Source organism: Curtobacterium uvaldense (assembly GCF_028307415.1).
In the GTDB taxonomy this organism is placed as follows: Bacteria; Actinomycetota; Actinomycetes; order Actinomycetales; family Microbacteriaceae; genus Curtobacterium.
Window position 1 is genome coordinate 1 of record NZ_JAQMHU010000052.1, and the last position, 7,788, is coordinate 7,788.

A 7,788-nucleotide genomic window follows, 5' to 3' on the forward strand; every position below is an offset into this window, starting at 1 on the left:
GTCTCGCTCAGGCGGACACGTTCGCGGTACCGAAGCCGCGAACGTGTCCGCCGGGCCGAGACTCGGGGAGCGCCCACGGAGCGGACATGCCGGGAGGCACGGTGCGCGTCCGTGGCGGACGTGCACCGTGCCTCCCGGCCGACAGCGGCGGCTACGAGCCTGCGTGCTCCTTGTCGGACCCCGGCTTCGGGGTGTCTCCCGAGATGATCGGGATCTCGCTCGTCGAGAAGTCCTTCGCCCAGTCGGACTGCGCGAGCTCCGAGGTCGGGTCGTTGTAGTCCTTGATGACGTCGGCGACCTCGTCCTCGTGGGCGACCGTGGGGCCCGAGCCCATGAGCGGCGTCGCAGCCGTCTCCTTGGTGAAGAACACCGCGACGAGGCCGATCACGGCCGCGAGCATGAGGTAGAAGGCCGGGATGTCCTCGGCCCACGAGAGCCCGGCGTCCTTCGCCCCGGCGATGAGCGCCTGCGTCGCGAGCGGCGTCGTGCCACCGAAGAGCGAGACGGACACGTTGAACGCGATCGCCAGCGCGCCGTAGCGGATGATCGTCGGGAACAGCGCGGGGAGCGTCGACGGCATGGTCGACGTGAACGTGACGAGCACGAGACCGAGGATCAGCAGGCCGAAGAAGACCCCGGCACCGGTCCCGGTCTGGACGAGCTTGAGCGCCGGCCACGACAGCACGATGAAGCCGATGCAGCCGGCGGCGAGGACCGGCCGGCGGCCGAACTTGTCGGACAGGCGACCACCGAAGGTGATGACGACCATCATCAGGATCATCACGATGACGATGAGGATCAGGCCGAACGTGGCGTTCTGCCCGAGGTTCGTCTCGAGGTAGGTCGGCATGTACGACAGCAGCATGTAGTCGGTCACGTTGAACACGAGGACCAGGCCGATGCAGATGATGAGCGAGCGCCAGTTCTCGGCGAACAGCTTGAGGAACGGCGTCTTCTGCGACTCGCGCTCGGCGGCCTGCTCCTGCTGCTTCTGGAAGGCCGGGGTCTCCTCGAGCTTCAGGCGGAGGTAGAGCCCGATGAGGCCGAGCGGACCGGCGATCATGAACGGGATGCGCCAGCCCCAGCTGAGCAGGGTGTCCTCGGGCATCGCGTACTGCAGGACCGTGACGATCGACGCGCCGAGCACGTAGCCGGCCAGCGTGCCGAACTCGAGCCACGAGCCCATGAACCCGCGGCGCTTGTCGGGCGAGTACTCGGCGATGAAGGTCGCGGCACCGCCGTACTCACCACCGGTCGAGAAGCCCTGCACGAAGCGGGCGACGAGGAGCAGCACGGGGGCCCAGAAGCCGATCGTCGCGTACGACGGGATGAGGCCGATCATGAGCGTGCCGGCGGCCATCAGGATCATCGTCAGCGCGAGGACCTTCTGCCGGCCGATCTTGTCGCCGATGGGGCCGAAGACGGCGCCGCCGATCGGGCGGACGATGAAGGCGGCCGCGAAGAACCCGAAGGTCGCGACGAGGTTCGACGTCGGGTCGCCCGCCGGCAGGAACACCTTCGAGATCGTGACCGTCAGGTACGCGAAGATGCCGAAGTCGAACCACTCCATCGCGTTGCCGAGGGCCGCGGCGGCGACGGCACGCTTGAGCAGCGACTCCTCGACGACGGTGACGTCGTCCTCGGTCAGCTTGCGGCGTGCACGCTTCGCTGCGCCCTTCGTGCGCAACGGCCGGTCGCCGTGCTGGTGTGCGTCGTTCGGTGCCAAGTTCGTTCCTCCGGTAGTGCTGTGTCTTGCCTTCGGGCATCCGGCGGAGAGCGACTGTGCAGTCCTCGCGAACACCGCGCTCGCCGGACAAACTCCGACAGCCTACCAGATGGAGCGCTCCGACGCGGCGGACCGCTACGATGAGGCCACCGCGTACTGTACGCGCGACACTCAGGCACCTCACCACGGACTCGGTGCCGCACACATCGATCGAAAGGCCCTGCCATGACGAAGCCCATGCCCGACAAGCCCACGGTGGACGGCCTCGAGGACGTCTGGGGTCCGGTCTGGGAGCAGGACGGCACCTACCGCTTCGACCGCGACAGCGCGACGAAGGACGCGGTGTACTCGATCGACACCCCGCCGCCGACCGCGTCGGGTTCGCTGCACATCGGGCACGTGTTCTCCTACACGCACACCGACCTCAAGGCCCGGTACGAGCGCATGCGCGGGAAGCACGTCTTCTACCCGATGGGCTGGGACGACAACGGCCTGCCGACCGAGCGCCGCGTGCAGAACTACTACGGCGTCCGGTGCGACCCGCAGCTCCCCTACGACCCCGCCTTCGTGCCGCCGTTCGAGGGCGGCGACGGCAAGTCGAGCAAGGCGGGCGACCAGCTGCCGATCTCGCGCCGCAACTTCATCGAGCTGTGCGAGCGCCTGACCGTGCAGGACGAGCAGCAGTTCGAGCACCTCTTCCGCACGCTCGGCCTGTCAGTGGACTGGACGCAGTCGTACCGCACGATCGACGACACCTCGCGGGCGAGCGCGCAGCGTGCGTTCCTCCGCAACCTCGAGCGCGGCGAGGCCTACCAGGCCGACGCCCCGACGCTCTGGGACGTCACCTTCCGCACTGCCGTCGCGCAGGCCGAGCTCGAGGACAAGGAGATGCCCGGCGCGTACCACGGCCTGGCGTTCCACCGCACCGACGGCGGCGAGGACGTCGTCATCCAGACCACCCGTCCTGAGCTGCTCCCCGCCTGCGTCGCCCTCGTCGCGCACCCGGACGACGAGCGCTTCCAGGACCTGTTCGGCACGACCGTCCGCTCCCCCCTGTTCGACGTCGAGGTCCCGGTCCTCGCGCACCACCTGGCGCAGCAGGACAAGGGCGCGGGCATCGCGATGGTCTGCACCTTCGGTGACACCACCGACGTGGTGTGGTGGCGCGAACTGCAGCTGCCGAACCGCGCGATCATCGGCTTCGACGGCCGCGTCCGCTCGGACGAGCCCGCGTGGATCGAGTCGACCCGCGGCAGGGAGCTCTACGCCGAGATGGCCGGCAAGACCGTCTTCTCGGCGAAGAAGGTCCTCGTGGACGCGCTCACCGAGTCGGGCGAGCTCGTCGGCGACGTGAAGACGATCAACCACCCGGTGAAGTTCTTCGAGAAGGGCGACAAGCCGCTCGAGATCGTCTCGACCCGCCAGTGGTACATCGTCAACGGCGCGCGCGACGAGCAGCTCAAGGAGACCCTGCGGAAGCGCGGCGAGGAGATCGCCTTCCACCCGGACTTCATGCGCGTCCGCTACGACAACTGGGTCGGTGGCCTCTCCGGCGACTGGCTCATCTCGCGCCAGCGCTTCTTCGGCGTGCCGATCCCGGTCTGGTACCCGCTCGACGCCGACGGCAACCCGGTCTTCGACCAGCCGATCGTCCCGACCGAGGCACAGCTGCCCGTCGACCCGGCGTCCGAGCCGGCCCCCGGGTACGCCGAGGACCAGCGCGGCGTCGCCGGCGGCTTCCAGGGCGAACTCGACGTGATGGACACCTGGGCGACCTCGTCCCTCACCCCGCAGCTCGCGGGCAAGTGGGAGACGGACCCGGCGCTCTACGACCTCGTGTTCCCGTACGACGTCCGCCCGCAGGCGCAGGACATCATCCGCACGTGGCTCTTCACGACGGCACTCCGCAGCCAGCTCGAGGCCGACGTCGCGCCGTGGAAGCACGCGAGCATCTCCGGCTTCATCGTGGACCCCGACCGCAAGAAGATGTCGAAGTCGAAGGGCAACGTCGTCACGCCGCTCTCGATCCTCGAGCAGCACGGTGCCGACGCGGTCCGCTACTGGGCGGCCTCGTCGAAGCTCGGCACCGACGCGGCCTTCGACCCGCAGAACCCGAAGCAGATCAAGGTCGGTCGTCGCCTGGCGATCAAGGTGCTCAACGCGGCGAAGTTCGTGTACGGCTTCGAACTGCCGAGCGGTGCGACGACCGTCACCGAGCCCCTCGACGTCGACGTGCTGGCGGAGCTCGGCTCCGTGATCGAGCAGGCCACCGCCGCGTTCGACGGCTTCGACCACGCCCGTGCGCTGGAGGTCACCGAGCGGTTCTTCTGGACCTTCTGCGACGACTACCTCGAGCTCGTCAAGGAGCGTGCCTACGGCACCGCGCCCGACGCGACGCACGAGACCCAGGCGAGTGCGGTCCTGGCGCTGCGCGCCGCGATCGACGCGCTGCTCCGTCTGCTGGCACCGTTCCTCCCGTTCGCGACGGAGGAGGTGTGGGCCTGGACCCACGACACCAGCGTGCACACGGCCGCGTGGCCCACGGTCACGGAGCTCCCGACGCAGGCGGAGCCGTCCGGGCTGCTGGCCGCCGTCGGCCAGGCGCTGATCGGGATCCGCGGTGCGAAGACCGCCGCCAAGGCGTCCCAGAAGACGCCGGTCACCCGTGCCGTCGTGGCGGCTCCGGCCGACCAGCGCGCGCTCATCGAGCGCGCGGCGGTCGACCTGGCCGCCGTGGGCCGCATCGAGAACCTGTCGTTCACCGACGGCGAGGAGCTCGCGGTGACCGAGATCGAGCTCGCGGAGCAGCAGGCGTAGCGTCGTCCGTCGACGGGCCGGGTCGCGTGCGGCCCGGCCCGTCGTCACGAGCACGAGCACGAGCACGAGCACGAGTCGGCACTGGAGGCACGGATGCAGTTGGGTACACGCTGGAACGTGGGTGGGCAGCCACCCGAGCGACTCCCCGAGGCGATGGTCGTCGCCGCGCGCGGTGTCGAGGAGGAGCTGGCGGCGGCGTCGGTCGACGCATCGACCTGGCGCTGGACGCTGACGTACCTCGAGGGCAAGCCGATCGTCGAGCTCGACGACGGCACGTCGATCCACCTCGACCCCGCCGGGCGTGCGCAGGTGACGAACCCGGACGACGCGCCGGAGGAGGACTAGGCCGTCCCCCCGATCCCGGGCTCGACCGGGACCGGGGGACGCGGCCTACAATGGAGAACGTCCGTTCCCGAGGCGACGGGGACGAGTGGGACCGCAGCGGAGGGAAGGGGATGCCCGTGTCCGGCACCGCCAGCACGACCGACCCGCAGGTGCGCGAGCGCATCGTCGACGCCGCGGACGCGCTCTTCTACGCCCGCGGGTTCCAGTCGGTCGGTATGGACGAGATCCGGACGACCGCCGGCGTCTCGTTGAAGAAGCTCTACTCGGTGTTCCCCGGCAAGGAGCAGCTCGTCGCCGCGGTGCTCGGCGGGCGGCACGACCTCTGGGAGCAGGGCATCGAGCAGGCGGTGGCTGCAGCGGGGACTCCGCGGGACCGGCTGCTCGCGATGTACGACTTCCTGGAGCAGTGGTTCGGCGACGACACCTTCCGCGGCTGCGGCTTCATCAACGCCTTCGGTGAGCTGGGTGCGACGTCACCCGCGGTCGCCGAGATCGCCCGCGAGCACAAGGACTCGTTCCAGCGGTACGTCGCCGGGCTCGCCGCGGCCGCCGTGCCGGACCTCGACGCGGCCGAGGAGCTCGCCGCCCAGCTCGCACTCCTCGCCGAGGGTGCGCAGACGACGGCCGCGATCGCGGGCGACACGACGCCGGCGCGGCACGCGCGGCGCGCGGCCGCCACGCTGATCGACGTGGCCATGCGTGCGGGGACCGACCGGACGCGCTGACCCGACGCGCTGACCTGACGCTCCGACCGGACGCTCGACGACACGACGCCCGACACGACCCGACGTCGGCCGGGAGGCGCGGGGCGGGCCCGCCACGTGCCTCCAGACCGGCGTCCGGTCCGGTCCGTAGGGTGGGGCCATGGACACCCCGTTCGACCAGCCGAGCACCCTCCCCTACGCCCTGCCGCCGTTCGACGACGTCCGGCTCGAGCACTTCCGTCCCGCGTTCGACGCCGGCATCGCCGAGCAGCGTGCCGAGGTCGAGGCCATCGCCGCCGATCCCGGTGCAGCGACGTTCGAGAACACGCTGGTGGCGCTCGAACGCTCCGGGCAGCTGCTGACCCGGGTCTCGCACGTCTTCTTCACGCTGTCCTCCGCCGACTCGACGCCCGAGCTGCACGACCTCGAGGCCGAGGTGTCGCCGCTCCTCGCCGCCCACCGCGACGCGATCACCCTCGACGCGCGCCTGTACGCACGGGTCGATGCGGTGCGGTCCTCGCTCGACGAGCGTGCGGACCTGTCCGACGAGGACCGTCGACTCGTCGAGCGGGTGCACACCGAGATGACGCTCGCGGGAGCCGGCCTCGACGACGGTGGGAAGGAGCGTCTCACCGCGATCAACCAGGAACTCTCGACGCTCACCACGACCTTCGAGCGCAACCTGCTCGAGGACACGAACGACCTCGCCTTGCACGTCACCGACGAACAGGAGCTCGCCGGACTCGACGACGGCGCGAAGTCGGCCGCCGCCGCAGCCGCGGCGGACCGCGGCCTCGACGGCTGGCTCGTGACGCTGCCGCTGTACACGGGTCACCCGTGGCTCGCCTCGCTGACCGACCGCGGCCTGCGCGAACGGATCATGCGCGCCTCGCTGTCGCGGGGGCGTCGTGGGAACGCGCACGACAACCGCGAGGTCCTGCTGCGCATCGTCCGGCTCCGGGCCGAGCGGGCCGAACTCCTCGGCTTCCCGAACCACGCTGCCGTGGTGACGGCCGACGAGACCGCGGGGACGCCCGAGGCGGTCGACGGCCTGCTCTCCTCGCTCGTCCCGGCCGCGGCCGCGAACGCCGAGGACGAGCGCGCCGTCCGCTCCCGCACGGTCGGCTTCGACGTCGAGGCCTGGGACTGGGCACACGCGACGGAGGTCCTGCGCGGCGAGCAGTTCGCCGCGGACAGTTCGGCGCTGCGGCCCTACTTCGAGGCCGACCGCGTCCTGCACGACGGGGTGTTCCACGCCGCCGGCGCCCTGTACGGACTGACGTTCACCGAACGCTCGGACCTGCACGGCTACAACGACGAGGTCCGGGTCTTCGAGGTGCACGGCGACTCCGGGGAGGAGGTCGGGCTCTACCTGCTCGACCTCTACACACGGGACGGCAAGCGTGGCGGTGCCTGGATGAACCCCGTCGTCGAGCAGTCACACCTGCTCGGCACGCTGCCCGTCGTCGTGAACAACCTCAACGTGGCGAAGCCCGCCGCCGGCTCCCCCACGCTGCTGATCCAGGACGAGGTCGAGACGCTCTTCCACGAGTTCGGGCACGCGCTGCACGGGCTCATCGCCAGGACGACCTACCCACGGTTCTCGGGCACGAACGTCGAACGGGACTTCGTGGAGTTCCCCTCGCAGGTCAACGAGATGTGGGTGACCTGGCCCTCGGTCCTCGCGAACTACGCGAAGCACCACGAGACCGGCGAGCCGCTGCCGCCCGAGCTCGTGCTCGGACTGAGCGACTCCGCCGGCTTCAACGAGGGCTTCTCGACCACCGAGTACCTCGCCGCGGCGCTGCTCGACCAGGCGTGGCACCGCCTGTCGGCCGCTGAGGCCGCCGAGGTGACCGACGTCGAGGCGTTCGAGCGCCAGGCCCTCGCTTCCGCGGGCATCGACGTGACCGCGGTGCCGCCGCGGTACTCGTCGACGTACTTCGCGCACACGTTCTCGGGCGGGTACGACGCCGGGTACTACGGGTACATCTGGTCCGAGGTGCTCGACGCGGACACCGTCGAGTGGTTCCGCGAGCACGGCGGACTCTCGCGCGAGGCCGGGCGGCGGTTCGCGTCGCTCGTGCTCGGGGTCGGCGGCGCGCAGGACCCCCTCGAGGCCTACCGTGCGTTCCGCGGCCGCGACGCCGAGGTCGGGCCGCTGCTGCGCCGTCGCGGGCTCGAGTAGCGCGGCGC

At 70.5% G+C, this 7,788-nt stretch carries 5 protein-coding genes; 4 read left to right on the forward strand and 1 reads right to left on the reverse strand.

From position 1 onward, the window contains the following. Window positions 1-151: 151 nt before the first annotated feature. Complete coding sequence (gene proP, locus PIJ49_RS16630) at window positions 152-1,726, reverse strand: glycine betaine/L-proline transporter ProP (RefSeq protein WP_271827118.1); 1,575 nt, start codon at window positions 1,724-1,726, stop codon at window positions 152-154. Between the two features lie 225 nt (window positions 1,727-1,951). On the opposite strand from proP, the gene valS reads away from it, so the two are divergent. The 4 genes from valS to PIJ49_RS16650 all read left to right on the forward strand — a co-directional run bounded on the left by valS (window position 1,952) and on the right by PIJ49_RS16650 (window position 7,780). Then, a complete protein-coding gene (gene valS / locus PIJ49_RS16635; RefSeq protein ID WP_251159812.1) occupies window positions 1,952-4,543 on the forward strand; it encodes a valine--tRNA ligase in 2,592 nt (863 codons plus the stop codon). 93 nt (window positions 4,544-4,636) lie between these two features. Next, the gene (locus tag PIJ49_RS16640) at window positions 4,637-4,888 is read left to right on the forward strand and encodes a hypothetical protein (RefSeq protein WP_066653141.1); all 252 of its coding nucleotides are present in this window, start codon (window positions 4,637-4,639) and stop codon (window positions 4,886-4,888) included. Window positions 4,889-5,004: 116 nt separating this feature from the next. Further along, window positions 5,005-5,613, forward strand: coding sequence for a TetR/AcrR family transcriptional regulator (locus tag PIJ49_RS16645; RefSeq protein ID WP_271827119.1), 609 nt, complete (start codon window positions 5,005-5,007; stop codon window positions 5,611-5,613). A 139-nt stretch (window positions 5,614-5,752) separates the two neighbouring features. Then, entirely contained in the window at window positions 5,753-7,780 is a 2,028-nt protein-coding gene (locus tag PIJ49_RS16650; RefSeq protein ID WP_066653134.1) for a M3 family metallopeptidase, read from the forward strand. Window positions 7,781-7,788 lie beyond the last annotated feature (8 nt).